At 71.8% G+C, this 15,122-nt stretch carries 13 protein-coding genes; 7 read left to right on the top strand and 6 right to left on the bottom strand.

What is annotated here, in order from left to right:
* Positions 1 to 530: 530 nt before the first annotated feature.
* Positions 531 to 1,058 carry an ATP-binding protein gene (locus OG226_RS29910; RefSeq protein WP_328682847.1) on the bottom strand — a complete coding sequence of 176 codons (528 nt, stop codon included), beginning with the start codon at positions 1,056 to 1,058 and terminating at the stop codon, positions 531 to 533.
* A gap of 208 nt (positions 1,059 to 1,266) precedes the next feature.
* Positions 1,267 to 1,644, bottom strand: coding sequence for an STAS domain-containing protein (locus OG226_RS29905; RefSeq protein WP_328682846.1), 378 nt, complete (start codon positions 1,642 to 1,644; stop codon positions 1,267 to 1,269).
* Positions 1,645 to 1,968: 324 nt separating this feature from the next.
* Here OG226_RS29905 and OG226_RS29900 point away from each other — a divergent pair, with 324 nt between their 5' ends.
* From OG226_RS29900 to OG226_RS29890, 3 genes are all read left to right on the top strand, one after another.
* Entirely contained in the window at positions 1,969 to 2,850 is an 882-nt protein-coding gene (locus OG226_RS29900; RefSeq protein WP_329350575.1) for an RNA polymerase sigma factor SigF, read from the top strand.
* 159 nt (positions 2,851 to 3,009) lie between these two features.
* Positions 3,010 to 3,951 (top strand): aminoglycoside phosphotransferase family protein, encoded by a 942-nt coding sequence (locus tag OG226_RS29895; RefSeq protein ID WP_329350573.1) that lies wholly within the window; start codon positions 3,010 to 3,012, stop codon positions 3,949 to 3,951.
* A gap of 505 nt (positions 3,952 to 4,456) precedes the next feature.
* Positions 4,457 to 5,638, top strand: coding sequence for a serine hydrolase domain-containing protein (locus OG226_RS29890; protein ID WP_329350572.1), 1,182 nt, complete (start codon positions 4,457 to 4,459; stop codon positions 5,636 to 5,638).
* Between the two features lie 124 nt (positions 5,639 to 5,762).
* Here the strand turns inward: OG226_RS29890 and hutI are convergent, their stop codons facing one another.
* The 4 genes from hutI to hutU all read right to left on the bottom strand — a co-directional run bounded on the left by hutI (position 5,763) and on the right by hutU (position 11,558).
* Positions 5,763 to 6,950 (bottom strand): imidazolonepropionase, encoded by a 1,188-nt coding sequence (gene hutI / locus OG226_RS29885; RefSeq protein ID WP_329350571.1) that lies wholly within the window; start codon positions 6,948 to 6,950, stop codon positions 5,763 to 5,765.
* A gap of 59 nt (positions 6,951 to 7,009) precedes the next feature.
* On the bottom strand, positions 7,010 to 8,356 hold the full coding sequence (locus OG226_RS29880; RefSeq protein ID WP_329350570.1) for a formimidoylglutamate deiminase: 1,347 nt from the start codon (positions 8,354 to 8,356) through the stop codon (positions 7,010 to 7,012).
* Positions 8,353 to 9,567 (bottom strand): allantoate amidohydrolase, encoded by a 1,215-nt coding sequence (locus OG226_RS29875; protein ID WP_328686466.1) that lies wholly within the window; start codon positions 9,565 to 9,567, stop codon positions 8,353 to 8,355. The genes OG226_RS29880 and OG226_RS29875 overlap by 4 nt, the downstream gene beginning before the upstream one ends.
* Before the next feature lie 326 nt (positions 9,568 to 9,893).
* The gene (gene hutU / locus OG226_RS29870) at positions 9,894 to 11,558 is read right to left on the bottom strand and encodes a urocanate hydratase (RefSeq protein WP_329350568.1); all 1,665 of its coding nucleotides are present in this window, start codon (positions 11,556 to 11,558) and stop codon (positions 9,894 to 9,896) included.
* A 137-nt stretch (positions 11,559 to 11,695) separates the two neighbouring features.
* Here hutU and OG226_RS29865 point away from each other — a divergent pair, with 137 nt between their 5' ends.
* The 4 genes from OG226_RS29865 to OG226_RS29850 all read left to right on the top strand — a co-directional run bounded on the left by OG226_RS29865 (position 11,696) and on the right by OG226_RS29850 (position 15,122).
* Positions 11,696 to 13,150, top strand: coding sequence for a diaminopimelate decarboxylase (locus tag OG226_RS29865; protein WP_329350566.1), 1,455 nt, complete (start codon positions 11,696 to 11,698; stop codon positions 13,148 to 13,150).
* Positions 13,151 to 13,334: 184 nt separating this feature from the next.
* Positions 13,335 to 13,733, top strand: coding sequence for a hypothetical protein (locus tag OG226_RS29860; protein WP_328682830.1), 399 nt, complete (start codon positions 13,335 to 13,337; stop codon positions 13,731 to 13,733).
* Entirely contained in the window at positions 13,730 to 14,548 is an 819-nt protein-coding gene (locus OG226_RS29855) for a transcriptional regulator (protein ID WP_329350565.1), read from the top strand. Before OG226_RS29860 ends, OG226_RS29855 begins: the two co-directional genes overlap by 4 nt.
* A 34-nt stretch (positions 14,549 to 14,582) precedes the next feature.
* Positions 14,583 to 15,122: a roadblock/LC7 domain-containing protein gene (locus tag OG226_RS29850; protein ID WP_328682825.1), complete on the top strand. Its 540-nt coding sequence runs from the start codon at positions 14,583 to 14,585 to the stop codon at positions 15,120 to 15,122.

The following is a 15,122-nucleotide window of genomic DNA, read 5'->3' as shown; positions in this document are numbered from 1 at the left end:
GTGAGGAGGGAAGACAAGGCGCACGCCGGAGTTGTGACGATCCAGCGTGTGCGAAAAGGTCGACAAGTGGATGGGGTGACCGGAGGTAACCCGAGGTCGGCGTCAGCCGAGCCGGTCGGGCAGGCTCCAGCGGCGCGGCATCGCGGGCACCACGACCGCGCCGTCGGCCCGCTGATGCTGTTCGAGGCGGGGCACACGCATCGCCCCGGGGGTGATCCCGCGGGGCGTGGGCGGGAGGGTGCTCGCGGTGCCACCACGCCTTCACCGGTCCCGGGGTCGTACGGCCGCGGAAACGGTCGCGTACCGCCGTAGAACGGTCTCGTTCCGGCCCGATGACGGGGGCGGCCGGTCGGCGGGGCGTGGGGTCCGCCGGGATGGCACGGGGTTCGCCGGGGTGGCGGGCCGTTCCTCCCCGCGCTCGGGAGGGGATCCGCCCGGGGGGGCGGGGAGAGGAATTTCTCGGCTCCATGGAACAGCCGACCAGCTGATTCGCCGATCGGCTCCATGGGGGCGGGCTAGACGGGGGCGGGCTAGGCGGGGGCGCCCAGCTCCGCCCAGACCGTCTTGCCGGTGACTCCCGGGGCGCGGACGACGCCCCAGTCCAGGCAGAGCCGCTGCACGATGAACATGCCGTGGCCGCCGGGGCGGCCCGCGCGGTGCGGGGTTCTGGGGGCGGGCTGGCCCGTGCCGCGGTCGGAGACCTCGACCCGGATCACCTTGTTCTCGCAGGTGATCCACATCTCGTCCGGGCCTTCGGCGTGCAGACAGGCGTTGGTGACCAGCTCGGAGACGACGAGGAGCACGTCCTCGGCGGCGGCGCGCCGGTCGGCGCCCTCGGCGGGCAGCCAGCCCCAGGCGTACAGGGCCTGGCGGGCGAAGTCGCGGGCCAGCGGTACGACCCCGCTCTCGCCCGCGAAACTGAGCCTGCGGGTGTCCCGGCCCGCGGCCGGTTCGGCGTCGTCCCCGACGGACGGCACGGCAGCGCCTCCGGCGGGCGCCTCCGCGGCGCCACCGGACTCCGGGCGGTCGCCCGGCGGGTAGGGCCGGGTGGTGCTCATCAGCGCTTCACCTCACCGATTCACCGGTTCACGATTCAAGAGTCGGTACGTGTTCAAGAGTCAGTACGTGGATCAGGAGCGATGTGGTCGCTCGGGGTCTCGACAGGTTCAGATGTTCTCCTGCCCGAGCGAACCGGCAAAACACCCCTTACTCGGCACGGAAGACGAGGCACGGGGAATCTGCCGGTCGCACGGGGGAGAACGGGACTCAGCCGGACTCGTCGGCGAGGGCGGCCCCGAGGGTGTCGTGGACGGTGAAGACCGCTTCCGCCCCAGTGATCTCGAACACGCGCGCCACCGCGGGCTTCATCCCCGCGAGGTGCACCCCGCCCCCTGCGGCTTCCGCCTTCAGGCGCGCGCCGAGCAGCACGTTCAGGCCCGTGGAGTCACAGAACTCCAGCCGTGAGCAGTCCACGACGAGCCGTGCGTCCCCATGGGCGAGCAGGTCCTCCAGCGGTTCGCGCAACAGATCGGCGGTGTGGTGATCCAACTCACCCGCCGGTGTCACGACAGCGCTGAGGCCCTGTTTCCGCACCTCGACCAGAAGCCGGCCAGACTGTGCGCTGCCGACCGTCCCGCGGTCCATGCCGTCTCTCTCTCCCGAGGTCGTGGCTATTGACGTTCGCCCAGGAACACTACGCCTTCCTCACACTCTCCAACACCCGAACAACCGCCCGTAAAGGGACATATAGGGGCACAGTGCACTTGCGGCGGGCTCCGGAAAACGGGTAGGGCTAGTAGAGACAAGTATTTGGACATTCGATACGACGGACAAGTCCGGTTACCGACCGGATGCCGACCCGACTGTCGAAACGACCGACCGATGGACACGACCGGCTTTGGAGGCGCCGCACTCCGCAGTGCACGCACCGGCTTCGGCAGCCATATGCCGAGAACGATGGAGGACGCCATGTCACCCCGGCTCGACGCATCGCCTACCCCGACAGCGACGTCGACACCCCCACCGGCACAACTGGATCCCAATCCCATCGAGGGGCTCCCCGAGATCCCCCCGTACGACGAGATCGGCGCGGTCGACGCGCGGGCGCTCTCCAAGACCCTCTTCGAGCGGCTGGAATCACTCGAAGAAGGCACGCACGAGTACTCGTACGTCCGCAACACGCTCGTCGAACTCAACCTCGCGCTGGTCAAGTTCGCCGCCTCCCGGTTCCGCTCGCGCAGCGAACCGATGGAGGACATCATCCAGGTCGGCACCATCGGCCTGATCAAGGCGATCGACCGCTTCGAACTCAGTCGCGGCGTCGAGTTCCCCACCTTCGCGATGCCAACCATCATGGGTGAGATCAAGCGCTTCTTCCGCGACACCTCGTGGTCCGTGCGCGTCCCGCGCCGACTGCAGGAACTCCGGCTCGACCTGGCCAAGGCCGGCGACGAACTGGCCCAGCAACTCGACCGCGCCCCCACCGTGGGCGAGTTGGCGGCGCGCCTGAAGATCTCCAAGGAGGAGGTCGTCGAGGGCATGGCGGCGTCGAATGCCTACACGGCCAGCTCACTCGACGCGCAGCCGGAGGAGGACGACTCCGAGGGCGCCCTCGCGGACCGTATCGGCTACGAGGACCACGGGCTCGAAGGCATCGAGTACGTCGAGTCGTTGAAGCCGCTGATCGCCGAACTCCCGTCCCGGGACCGGCAGATCCTCTCCCTGCGCTTCGTCGCCAACATGACGCAGTCGGAGATCGGCGACGAGCTGGGCATCTCGCAGATGCACGTGTCGCGGCTGCTGTCGCGGACACTGGTGCGGCTGCGCAAGGGACTTACGGTCGAGGAGTAGGCCCCGACTTGATTCTCCGGGAGCCGGTCTTCCCCTGCCTGTGCTGAGCGCGGCGCGCGTGTGCGTGCGCCGCGCTCCGGCTGTTCCCGGTCCGTTTCGGATCGTTCGGAGCGCCGGCCGGCCTTCGGTCAACTCGCCTCCCGACTACGGTTGTCGCGCATGACAGCCACCGAGACGGACATCGTGGACATCGACGAGGCCCTGATCCGGGATCTGTTGCGCGAGCAGTACCCCGACCTGGCGGACCGCCCCCTGAAGCTCGGCGCGCTCGGCTGGGACAACCAGGTGTGGCGGCTCGGCAACGACCTCGCCGTCCGGTTGCCGTGGGCGACGGAGTCCGCGGACGCGCTGCTGCGCAAGGAACACGCCTGGCTGCCCGGTCTCGCTCCGCACCTTCCACTGCCGGTCCCGGTCCCGCAGCTCCTGGGTGAACCCTCCGAACGGTTCCCGCGGCCCTGGCTCATCACCACCTGGGTACCGGGCGAGCCCGCCGACCGTGCCCCCGTGACGCGCGGCGCGGAAGCGGCCGTAGCGCTGGCCGCCTTCCTGACCGCGCTCCATCGCCCCGCGCCCGAGGGGGCGTCGGAGGGTCGGGGCCGCGGGGGCCCGCTGTCCGACGACGCCGAAGGCTTCGCGAACGGGCTCGCGTCGGCCACCGAACTGGGGCTGGTCCCCGACCCGGACGCCGTCCGCGCGGTCTGGGAGGACGCCGTAGCGGCACCCGAGTGGGCGGGCCCGGCGCTGTGGCTCCACGGTGACCTGCATCCGGCCAACGTCCTGACCACGAACGGGACGTTCGCCGGTGTGATCGACTTCGGCGACCTCTGCGCGGGCGACCCGGCCTACGACCTCGCCGCCGCGTGGATCCTGCTGCCCGACGGCGCGGCGGACGTCTTCCACGAGGCCTACCGTCCGGCTGCCGACACCGCGACCCTGCGCCGTGCACGGGGTTGTGCGGTGTTGCGCGCCCTCGGCGGCCTCCATATCGGCCATGCCGGCGACCACGGGCGGCCCGGGGGCAAGTCGACGTGGGGTCCGCCGGCGCGGGCGTCGCTACGACGCCTCACGGAAGGTTGGACGGGCGGTTTGACGGGAGGTTGAGAAAACGGGCTCGGCTTTCGGGGTGCGGTGGTAGGACGGGGCGATGGAGCGAGCGTCCGCCGGGCGAGGGGACGACGGGGTGAGGCCCCGGCGGATCAACCCGCTGCTTCAGGACCCCTCGGTGAACAACTCCCGCGCGTCGGCGACCTCGTGGGAGCGGTCGAACCAGGTACCGAGTTCGTCCAGATCGGCGGAGGCGAGGATGCGGTCGCGGACGTCGGCGGGGACGGGGACGGGGACGTCGATCTGACGCCGCTGGGAGGTACGCGGAATGGCAGCCGCCCACCCCTCGGCGCGCCCTCACCAACCACCCTCCACCTCCGCGAAAGCGAAAACCCCGACGCCCAACTCATCATCACCCAAACCCCGTTGCCCCACCTGATACGCGAACTCAAGTCAGCCCGAACCATCACCTGAGCACGCCCTCGCCCGGGGGCTATCCCCCACCCCGATCCTGAGGCACACCGGATCGCCCCCCACCGGACCCCGAACCTAGCGTTCAGCCATGACTCCGGCCCCGCACAAGCCCCTCACCCTGGCCCTCGGCATCGCCACCCTGCTGGCCGCCGCGACCGGCACCGCCGTAGCCCAACCCACCACCCCCTCCCCCGCGAAACAGCTGCGTCAGGACACCGAGGCGATCCACGCCCTCGGTGTCAGCGGGGTCCAGGCCCGCACGGTCGCACCGAACGGCAGGCAGTCGGTCGCCACCAGCGGTACCGCCGACCTGGACACCGGCCGGCCGGTCCGATCCGACGGCTACTTCCGTATGGCCAGCACGTCCAAGACGCTGGTCGCCACCGTGGTGCTCCAGCTGGAGGCCGAGGGCAGGCTGTCGCTGGACGACACGGTCGACCACTGGCTGCCGGGCGTGGTGCGGGGCAACGGCAACGACGGCACCCGCATCACCATCCGCCAACTGCTCCAGCACACCAGCGGAATCCACGACGACCTCCCCGGATACACCACCCCGGAGGAGTACTACGAGCAGCGCTACGACGTCTACAGCCCCGAGCAGTTGATCGCCCGCGCCATGACCCACGCGCCGGACTTCCCACCGGGCGAGGGCTGGAGCTACTCCAACACCGGTTACGTCCTGCTCGACACCATCATCCAGAAGGCCACCGGTCAGCCCGCCCACCAGGAGATCGACGACCGTATTCTCCGTCCACTTGGTCTCAACCAGACCCGCTGGGGCGGTAGTTCGTCCACCCTGCCTCGTCCGCACGCGAAGGCCTATCAGCTCTTCGGGCCCGATTCCTTGGTGGACGTCACCGAGCAGATACCGGTGGACCACGAGAACCTCTCCTACGTCACGACCACCCGCGACGAGAACACCTTCCTCCGCGCGCTGCTCGCCGGCCACCTGCTGCCGCCGCGGCAACTCGCCGAGATGAAGCGGACCGTCCCGGTGAGCGCGGAGGTCCAACTGCTGTGGCCCGGCGGCCGATACGGACTCGGCCTGGCCGAACGCCCCCTGAGCTGCGGAGGAACCTACTGGAGTCACGAGGGCGGAGACGGCGGCTACATCACCCTCAACGGCGTCACGGGCACCGGCGGTCGAAGCGCCGTGGTCTCCATGTCCGAGGCCCGCGGCGACACCCTGGACCACATCCTCGCCCAGGAGAACGCGGCCAGCGCCCTGATCGACCACGCGTTGTGCGCCGGGAGCCCCAACACCCCGTAGTCAGGGCAGAGTTACCGGGTTTCTCAGAGCCGCCATCCGCCTGCCAGGGCAGGTCCGAACTCCAAGATGGCGGCCGAACGCCCCGTCCCTCCGCCGAGCCCCGAGTCCCGAGTCCCGACGTCAGTCAGACAACCCGTGCCCCCTGCCGCCACACCCCACTCACCAACGGCACCCCCGGCCGATAAGCCAGATGCACATGACTGGGCGCGTCCAGCAGGATCAGGTCCGCCCGCGACCCCACCGCGACCCGCCCCACGTCGTCCCGTCGTAGCGCCGCCGCCCCGCCCGCCGTGGCCGCCCACACCGCCTCGTCCGGGGTCATCCCCATGTCGCGTACCGCGAGCGCGACGCAGAAGGGGACGGAGGACGTGAAGGACGAACCCGGGTTGCAGTCCGTCGACAGCGCGACCGTGACGCCCGCGTCCAACAGGCGGCGCGCGTCCGGCCATTGCGCGCGGGTCGAGAACTCGGCGCCGGGGAGCAGCGTCGCGACCGTCGCGCCGCTCGCCAGCGCGTCCACGTCCGCGTCCGTGAGGTGGGTGCAGTGGTCGGCGCTCGCCGCGTCCAGTTCTACGGCGAGTTGGACGCCGGGGCCGTAGGAGAGCTGGTTGGCGTGGATGCGGGGGTGGAGGCCCTTCGCCTTGCCCGCCGTCAGGATCGCGCGCGCCTGGTCGCCGTCGAAGGCGCCCTTCTCGCAGAACACGTCGATCCAACGGGCGTGCGGGGCGCAGGCGTCGAGCATCTCGCCGGTGACCAGGGACACGTACGCGGCGGGGTCGTCGGCGTAGTCGGGCGAGACGATGTGCGCGCCGAGGTACGTCACCTCGTCCGTGTGCGCGGCGGCGATGCGGAGGGCGCGGGACTCGTCGGCGACCGTCAGGCCGTAGCCGGACTTCGTCTCGAAGGTGGTGGTGCCCTGACGGAGGGCCTCGGTCAGGTAGCGGGTGAGGTTCGCCTCCAGTTCCGCGTCGCTCGCCGCGCGCGTCGCCGCGACCGTCGTACGGATGCCGCCCGCGCTGTACGCCCGCCCGGACATGCGGGCGTTGAACTCCTGCGTGCGGTCGCCCGCGAAGACGAGGTGCGAGTGGGAGTCCACGAAGCCGGGCAGGACCGCCCGCCCACCGGCGTCGACCCGATTGTCAGTGGCGGGTGCTTTGCTTGTTTCACCGGTCCACGCGATGCGGTCGCCGTCGATGACGACGGCCGCGTCCTGGATCAGACCGAGGGGAGATCTGTCACCGAGGGAGGGGTCGTTGGTGACCAGCGTGGCGATGTTGGTGATGACGGTGGTGCTGGTGCTGGTGCTGCTCATCGTGTCCTCGTGGGTGCGGGGGATCGTGGCCTCGTGCGTGCGCGGGTCGGCGGTCGGCTCTACGCGCGCAGGGCTTCGACGGCTGCGGCGAGCGCCTGCGGTACGTCCGGTACGAGCGCGTGCGCCCCGTCGCGTACGACGTGCCGGCCGCCCACGACCGTGTGCCGTACGTCCGCTGCCGTCGCCGCGAATACGGCCGTCTCGGCGCCGAGCCTGGGTACCGGCCCCGCTGTTCTGACCGAGTCGAGCGCGATCGTCGTGAAGTCGGCGAGCGCGCCTGCCTCAAGCGTGCCCGCTTCCTCCCAGCCCAGCGCCGCGTGGCCGTCGGCCGAGGCCGCGCGGAGCAGTGCCGCCGCCGTCCAGTGACCTCTTGTGCGGGTGCGCAGGCGCTCGTTCAGCTCCATCGCTCTGGCCTCTTCGAGGAGGTCGATCACCGCGTGGCTGTCGGAGCCGAGGGAGAGGGGTGAGCCGGCTCGTTGGAGGGCGACCGCCGGGCCGATGCCGTCGGCCAGGTCCCGTTCCGTCGTCGGGCACATGCAGGTACCGGTGCCCGAGCGCCCCAGCAGCGCGATGTCCTCGTCCGTGAGGTGCGTGTTGTGGACGCCGGTGGTGCGGGGGCCCAACACCCCGTGGTCGGCGAGGAGTTGGGTCGGCGTGCAGTCGTGGGCGGTGCGGCAGGCGTCGTTCTCGGCGGTCTGCTCGGAGAGGTGCACGTGGAGCGGGGCCCGGCGCTCCTCGGCCCACCTCGCCACGGTCGCCAACTCCCGTGCGGGCACGGCCCGTACGGAGTGGATGGCGGCACCGATCCTCGCGTGATCCCGTTCCTTGAGAAGTGAACAGCGTTCGGCCCAGGCGTCCGCGCTTCCGTCGGAGAAGCGGAGCTGGTGGCGGTTGGGGGGCTGTCCGAAGCCGGAGGAGAGGTAGGCGGTGTCGAGGAGGGTGATGCGGATACCGGCTTCGGAGGCGGCGGCGACGAGGGCCTCGCCCATGGCGTTGGGGTCGGCGTACGGGGTGCCGCCGTGAGCGTGGTGCACGTAGTGGAACTCGCCGACCGCCGTGATCCCGGCCAGCACCATCTCGGCGTACACCGCGCGGGCCAGTGCGTGGTAGGTGTCCGGGGTGAGCTGGTCGGCGAAGGAGTACATGAACTCCCGCCAGGTCCAGAAGGTGCCGGAGCCGACCTGGACGGTGCCGCGCAGGGCGCGGTGGAAGGCGTGGCTGTGGGCGTTGGCGAGGCCGGGGAGGGTGAGGCCCCGGAGGGGCTCGGCGCCGGGGGGTGGGGTGTCGACTCCGGTGCGGACGGCGGTGATACGGCCGTCCGTCACCTCCAGGGCGACGCCCGGCTCGACGTTGGTGTCGAGCCAGGCGTGTTCCAGCCAGTACGTCCGCGTGGTGGGGTGCGTCACCTGCAGGCCAGCCCTTCCAGTACGTCGGCGAGTGCGGTCACCCCGGCCACGCAGTCGTCCTCGGCCGCGAACTCGGCCGGGGAGTGCGAGACGCCCGTGGGGTTGCGCACGAACAGCATGGCGGTCGGGATGCTCCCGGAGAGGATTCCGGCGTCGTGTCCGGCACCGGTGCCGAGGACGGGGACGTTCAGATGCGTGTCCTCGCCGTTCGCCTTCCCCAGGACCCGGGCGAGTTCGTCGCGCAGGGCGTGGTCGAACTCGACGACCGGGGTGAAGGACTCCCGGACGATGTCCAGGTCGACGCCGTGCGCCTCCGCGTACTCGCGGGCCGCCTTCTCGACGCCGGTGACCACGGTGTCGAGGGTCCGCTGGTCGGCGGCGCGGGAGTCGAGCCAGCCGCGCACCAGGGAGGGGATGGCGTTGACGCCGTTCGGTTCTACGGCGATCTTCCCGAACGTCGCTACGGCGCCCGCGAGTTGGGCCTCGCGGCGGGCGGCGAGCACGGTCTCGGCGTACGACAGCATGGGGTCCCGCCGGTCCGTCAGCCTCGTCGTACCGGCGTGGTTGGCCTCGCCCCGGAAGTCGAACCGCCACCGCCCGTGCGGCCAGATGGCGCTGGCGATGCCGACCCGGTCGCCGGACAGGTCCAGCGCGCGGCCCTGTTCGACGTGGAGTTCGACGAACGCGCCGATACGGGCCAGCCGTTCGGGGTCGGGGCCGATGGCGTCGGCGTCGTAACCGGCCGCCGCCATGGCCTGCGGCAGCGTGACCCCGTCGCCGTCGGTCAGCCGGTGCGCCTGCTCGACGGTGAGCTGCCCGGCGGTCAGCCGCGACCCGACACAGGCGAGCCCGAAGCGGGCCCCCTCCTCGTCACCGAAGTTCACGATGGCGAGCGGCCTGGTGAACTCCGCTCCCCTGCCCCGCAGTTCGTCGAGCGCGGCAAAGGAGGACACGACCCCGAGGGGCCCGTCGAAGGCCCCGCCATCGGGTACCGAGTCGAGATGCGACCCGGTGACGACAGCGTCCCCGGCGGCGGGATCCCCGAGCCAGGCCCACTGGTTGCCGTTGCGGTCGAGCTCGTAGGTCAGCCCGCGAGCCTCGGCCTGAGCCTTGAACCAGTCCCGGCACTCGGCGTCGGCACCGGTCCAGGCGAACCGTCGATACCCACCGGAGTCGGCGTGCCGCCCGATGGGCCGCAGCTCACGCCACATCTCGTGGAAGGAGGGCGGGGTGTGGGCCGGGCCTGCGGGCGGCACGGACTGAGCCCAGCCGTCACTCACCGCAGGGCGCGGCTGCCCCGCACCCGCCGCAGGCCGCGGCTGGGCGCCGCCGGACACGGGCGGCGTGGTGCCGCCGCCCGCGACAGGCCGCAGGCCGCCGTCACCCGGCGCGGACTCCGGACCGCCGTCACCCGCCACGGACCGTGGGCAGTCGTTCCGCAGGGCGGGTCCTTCGTCATCGGGCACGGTCGGAGCCGCGGTCGGCGACAAAGGCCCCGCCCCCACCGGGGAGTTGCCGCCCCCGGTCTCACGAACGGTCACGCGTCGTCACCCTCGCGCATCGGTACCCGTACGCCCCGCTCGTCCGCGACGCGGTCCGCGATGTCGTAGCCGGCGTCGACGTGGCGGATGACGCCCATGCCGGGGTCGTTGGTGAGGACGCGGCGGATCTTCTCGCCGGCGAGGGGCGTGCCGTCGGCGACCGTCACCTGGCCGGCGTGGATGGAGCGGCCCATGCCCACGCCGCCGCCGTGGTGGATGGAGACCCAGGAGGCGCCGGAGGCGACGTTGACCATCGCGTTCAGCAGGGGCCAGTCGGCGATCGCGTCGGAGCCGTCGAGCATGGCCTCGGTCTCGCGGTACGGGGAGGCGACGGAGCCGCAGTCGAGGTGGTCGCGGCCAATGGCCAGCGGGGCAGCCAACTCGCCTGAAGCCACCATGTCGTTGAAGCGCTCGCCGGCCTTGTCGCGCTCGCCGTAGCCGAGCCAGCAGATGCGGGCCGGGAGGCCCTGGAAGTGGACGCGCTCGCCGGCCAGCTTGATCCAGCGGTGGAGGGACTCGTTCTCCGGGAAGAGGTCGAGGATCGCCTTGTCGGTCTTGTGGATGTCGGAGGCCTCGCCGGACAGGGCGGCCCAGCGGAAGGGGCCCTTGCCCTCGGAGAAGAGGGGGCGGATGTAGGCGGGGACGAAGCCGGGGAAGGCGAACGCCCGCTCGTACCCGGCGAGTTGGGCCTCGCCGCGGATCGAGTTGCCGTAGTCGAAGACCTCGGAGCCGGCGTCCATGAAGCCGACCATCGCCTCGACGTGCTGCGCCATGGACTCACGGGCGCGGGTGGTGAAGCCCGCCGGGTCCTTGGCGGCCTCGTCGGCCATGTCCTCGAAGGCCATACCCACCGGCAGGTAGGCGAGGGGGTCGTGGGCCGAGGTCTGGTCGGTCACGATGTCGATGGGGGCGCCCTCGGCGAGCATCCGCGGGAGCAGCTCGGCCGCGTTGCCGAGGAGGCCGATGGAGAGCGGGCGGCGTGCGTCGCGGGCCTCGACAGCCAACTCCAACGCATGGCGCAGGTTGTCGGCCTTGACGTCGAGGTAGCGGTGCTCGATGCGGCGTTCGATGGCGCGCGGGTCGGCGTCGATACAGATCGCGACGCCGTCGTTCATCGTGACCGCGAGGGGCTGGGCGCCGCCCATGCCGCCGAGGCCGGCGGTGAGGGTGATGGTCCCGGCGAGGGTGCCGTCGAACTTCTTCGCGGCGACGGCGGCGAAGGTCTCGTAGGTGCCCTGGAGGATGCCCTGGGTGCCGATGTAGATCCACGAGCCGGCGGTCATCTGGCCGTACATGGTCAGGCCGAGGGCCTCCAGGCGGCGGAACTCCTCCCAGTTCGCCCAGTCGCCGACGAGGTTGGAGTTGGCGATGAGGACCCGTGGGGCCCACTCGTGGGTCTGCATCACGCCGACGGGGCGGCCGGACTGGACGAGCATCGTCTCGTCCTGCTTCAGGGTGCGCAGCGTGCGGACCATGGCGTCGAAGGAGCGCCAGTCGCGGGCGGCCTTGCCGGTGCCGCCGTAGACGACGAGCTTGTCGGGGTGTTCGGCGACCTCGGGGTCCAGGTTGTTCTGCAGCATCCGCAGGGCGGCTTCCTGCTGCCATCCCAGGGCGCTCAGTTCCGTACCGCGGGGTGCTCGTACGGGGCGGGGTCCTGACATGGTCTGCCTCCTAGCGGACTGCTCTCAGCGGATTTCCTACTACAGCTATTCACATCCTGACTTCGTGAATAGAACTAGTCAATACATCAGGGCGTCTCTGTGGGCAGGCTCTGAGTGTTTGGCCGGATGTACCGACCATGGGCGACGACATGACGGGGGCTCCAGTGAACGACGGAAACCAGGGTCACACGGACGGCACCGAACCCGGCGTGGATCCCGGCACCGAACCCGGCACCGAACCCGGTGCCGAACGGACCGCGCGCCGGGACGACGCCGTCCGGGCCGCCGTGGAGCAGGGGCTGCTGGGGCCCGGCGCCCCCATCGTCGCGCTGCTGGACGTCACCGGCATCCGGGAGTCCGCGGCGGCGCTCCGCGCGGCGTTCGACGCGGTGACGGCGCCCGGGACGCCCGTGCTGCACGCGTTCGCCGTGAAGGCGAGTCCGCTCGTGCCGGTGCTGCGGCTGCTGCACGAGGAGGGCATCGGCGCGGAGGTGGCGAGCCCGGGCGAGCTGGCCCTCGCGCGGGCGGCGGGCGTACGGCCGGAGCGGACGGTGCTGGACGCGCCCGCGAAGACGCCGGCGGAGCTGCGGGAGGCGCTGGCGCTGGGGATCGCCGTGAACGCCGACAATCCGCAGGAGCTGGAGCGCATCGACGCGCTGATGCGGTCGGCGACCAGTCGCTCCGCGCTCGGGATCCGGGTCAATCCGCAGATCGGCGGCGGGTCGATCGCCGCGCTCTCCACGGCGACGGCGACCTCGAAGTTCGGGGTGGCGCTGCGGGACGAGGGGGCGCGGGAGTGGGTGGTGCGGGCGTTCGCCGAGCGACCGTGGCTGACCCGGCTGCACGCGCACACCGGGTCGCAGGGCATCCCGCTGTCGCTGCTGGCGCGAGGAGTGGCGGAGACGTACCAGCTGGCGGAGGAGATCAACGCGCGGCTCGGGCGGCCGCAGATCGACACGCTCGACATCGGCGGCGGCCTGGGGGTGAACTTCGGTTCGGACGCGACGACCCCGACGTACGACCAGTACGCGCGGCTGCTGCGGGAGGCGGTGCCGGGGCTGTTCGACGGGCGGTACGGGCTGGTGACCGAGTTCGGGCGGTCGATGCTGGCCAAGCAGGGCACGGTGGTGGCCCGGGTCGAGTACGCGAAGAGCGCCGGCGGGCGGCCGATCGCGATCACGCACGCGGGCGTGCAGGTGGCGACGCGGACGGTGTACGCGCCGCAGTCGTGGCCGCTGCGGATCGCCGCCTACGACGGGAAGGGGCGGCCCAAGTCGGGGGCGGACGTGGTGCAGGACGTCGCCGGGCCCGCGTGCTTCGCGGGTGACCTGCTGGCCGAGGGGCAGGCGCTGCCCTTGCTGGAGCAGGGTGACTACGCGGCGGCGCTGGACACCGGGGCGTACTACTTCGCGGCGCACTACGCCTACAACTCCCTTGCCCGGCCGGGCATCTACGGCTTCGTGCGGGACGGCTCCGGGGGCGTGTCGTTCGCGACGGTGCGCAAGCCGCAGACGGTCGCGGAGATCGTGGCCGAATCCGGCGGGGCGCACGCCGCCGCGCTCACCACCCTGCGGGCACCCGGGAGCCGTTGACGTACGCCCCTGCGAGCAGGGTTCAACTGACCCATGCAACTCGTGTGAAAACGGGGTCAGTTGACCCACCTTAGTCACTCGGGGGCATGTTCCACCGGAAAATGCCAGATCCCTCACCCCCTCGGCCACACGGTGCGTAGCTTCGTCGTCACTCAGCCGAACCGCAGGCGGGAGGGGAGCCACGGTGCCCGGAATCGACGAGTGCTTACTGGAGGCCATGCGACTGCCCGGTGCCCGGGGAGCCTCGCTGGTCGACTGGACGAGCGGGCTTGCCCTGGGCGTCGTAGGGGAGTCGCCCGGGGGTGACCAGGAGGCCAGTGCCGCCGAGGCCGCCGAACTGGCGCGGCTCGCGGCGGAGCACCGGGCGTTCGCGTCCGTCGGGGAGGACGGTGAGACGGCCGACGACCCTCCGCTGGAGGATCTGATCGTCAGCAACCGGGACAGCTATCACGTGCTGCGGTTCGTGCGGACGTCGTTCGACAGCAGTGTGTTCCTGCATCTGTGGCTGACCCGCGCGGAGGGCAACCTCGCGCTGGCCCGCATCCGGCTCGGCGAGATGGCCGGACGGCTGGTGCTGGGATGACCGCGGTCAAGGCCACGCCCACCACCCCGCCGCCCCGGCTGCCCGTGCGGGCCAAGGCAGCGGCCGGCGAACGGGGTTGGGGCGGTGTCTCGCCGATGCTGACCCGGCTCGCCGCCGAGGAGGCCACCGGTGTCCTCGTCCGCGAGCGCGGCAGCCTGCACCTCGTCGACGGCCACGTCGTGCACGCCGAGAGTCCGTCCGCCCCCGGCCTCGGCCTCCTCCTCACCGCGCACGGCACCCTGCGCACCGAGGCCTGGGAGGCCGCGGCCAGAGCGACCGACGACCGGCACGCCACGACCCGACTGCTGCTGGACAGCGGCCAGTTGAGCCCCGGCGCGCTGGAACTGTGCCATCTCGGGGCGCTGTACGACGCCGCGTACTTCGTGCTCGCGCCGAGCAGCACCCCGGGCCGGTTCCGCTACGGCGTCACGCATCCGCTCGGAGGTGTGCGGCCGGTTCCGGTGGCCGCACTGGAGCGCGAGACGCTGCGCCGCCGCGATCTGCTGCACCGGGTGTGGCCGGACGCGGCGACGGACGGCGCGCCGCTGGTGCGGACCGACCCCGTCGCGCCCCCGCCGGTCACCGCCCGACAGGCGGCGGTGCTGGCGCGGGTGGACGGCGTCCGCACGGCGCCGGACATCGCGCGGGCGCTGGGACGGCGGACGTACCCCACGCTGCTGGACGTCCGGCGGCTGGTGTCGGCGGGGCTCGTGTCGCCCCGGCCGCCCGCGCCCGCCGCCGCTCCCCTGCCCGACGTCACCGATCCCGACATCACCTTGCTGAAGAGGCTCAGAGATGCGCTGGAGGCCCTTTGAGTGGCAGCGAGCACGCGCCGAGAGGAGAGAGCCGATGGCCTCCGAGGCAGAGATCCTCGACGAGCTGCGCCGGTTGAGAGCCCGCGTGCCCCAGCTGACCGGGGCGCTGGCGACGGGCGTCGACGGTCTCGTGCTGGCGCAGGACACCCCGGGCGTCGAGCCGGAGCGGGTGGCCGCGCTCACCGTGACGGCGCTCGGTGTGGCCGTACGGATGGCGGACGCGACCGGGCAGGGCGACTTCCGCGAGCTGATCGTGCGCGGGGTCTACGGCTATGTCGCGACCTACGCGGCGGGCCGCGGCGCCGTGCTGACCGTGCTCGCCCAGGACCGCGTCCATGTCGGCCGGCTGCTGCTGGAGGGCCGCCGCGCGGGGGCCCGGATCGGCGAGCTGGTCGACGCCGGGGCGGCGGCCGAGGCAGAGAAGGCAGAGACCGAAGCCGCCGTGGCCGAGGAGCGGACCGACCCGGCGCCGCCCGTCAAGGCGCCCCCGAAAACCACCACCGCACGCACGAGAACAGCGCGCGCACCACGCACCACCACAGGCACCAACGCGCGTACCACCACGGAAAGTTGA

Source organism: Streptomyces sp. NBC_01261, from assembly GCF_036226385.1.
Taxonomy (GTDB): Bacteria; Actinomycetota; Actinomycetes; order Streptomycetales; family Streptomycetaceae; genus Streptomyces.
This window is presented reverse-complemented; position numbering and strand designations above follow the sequence as displayed.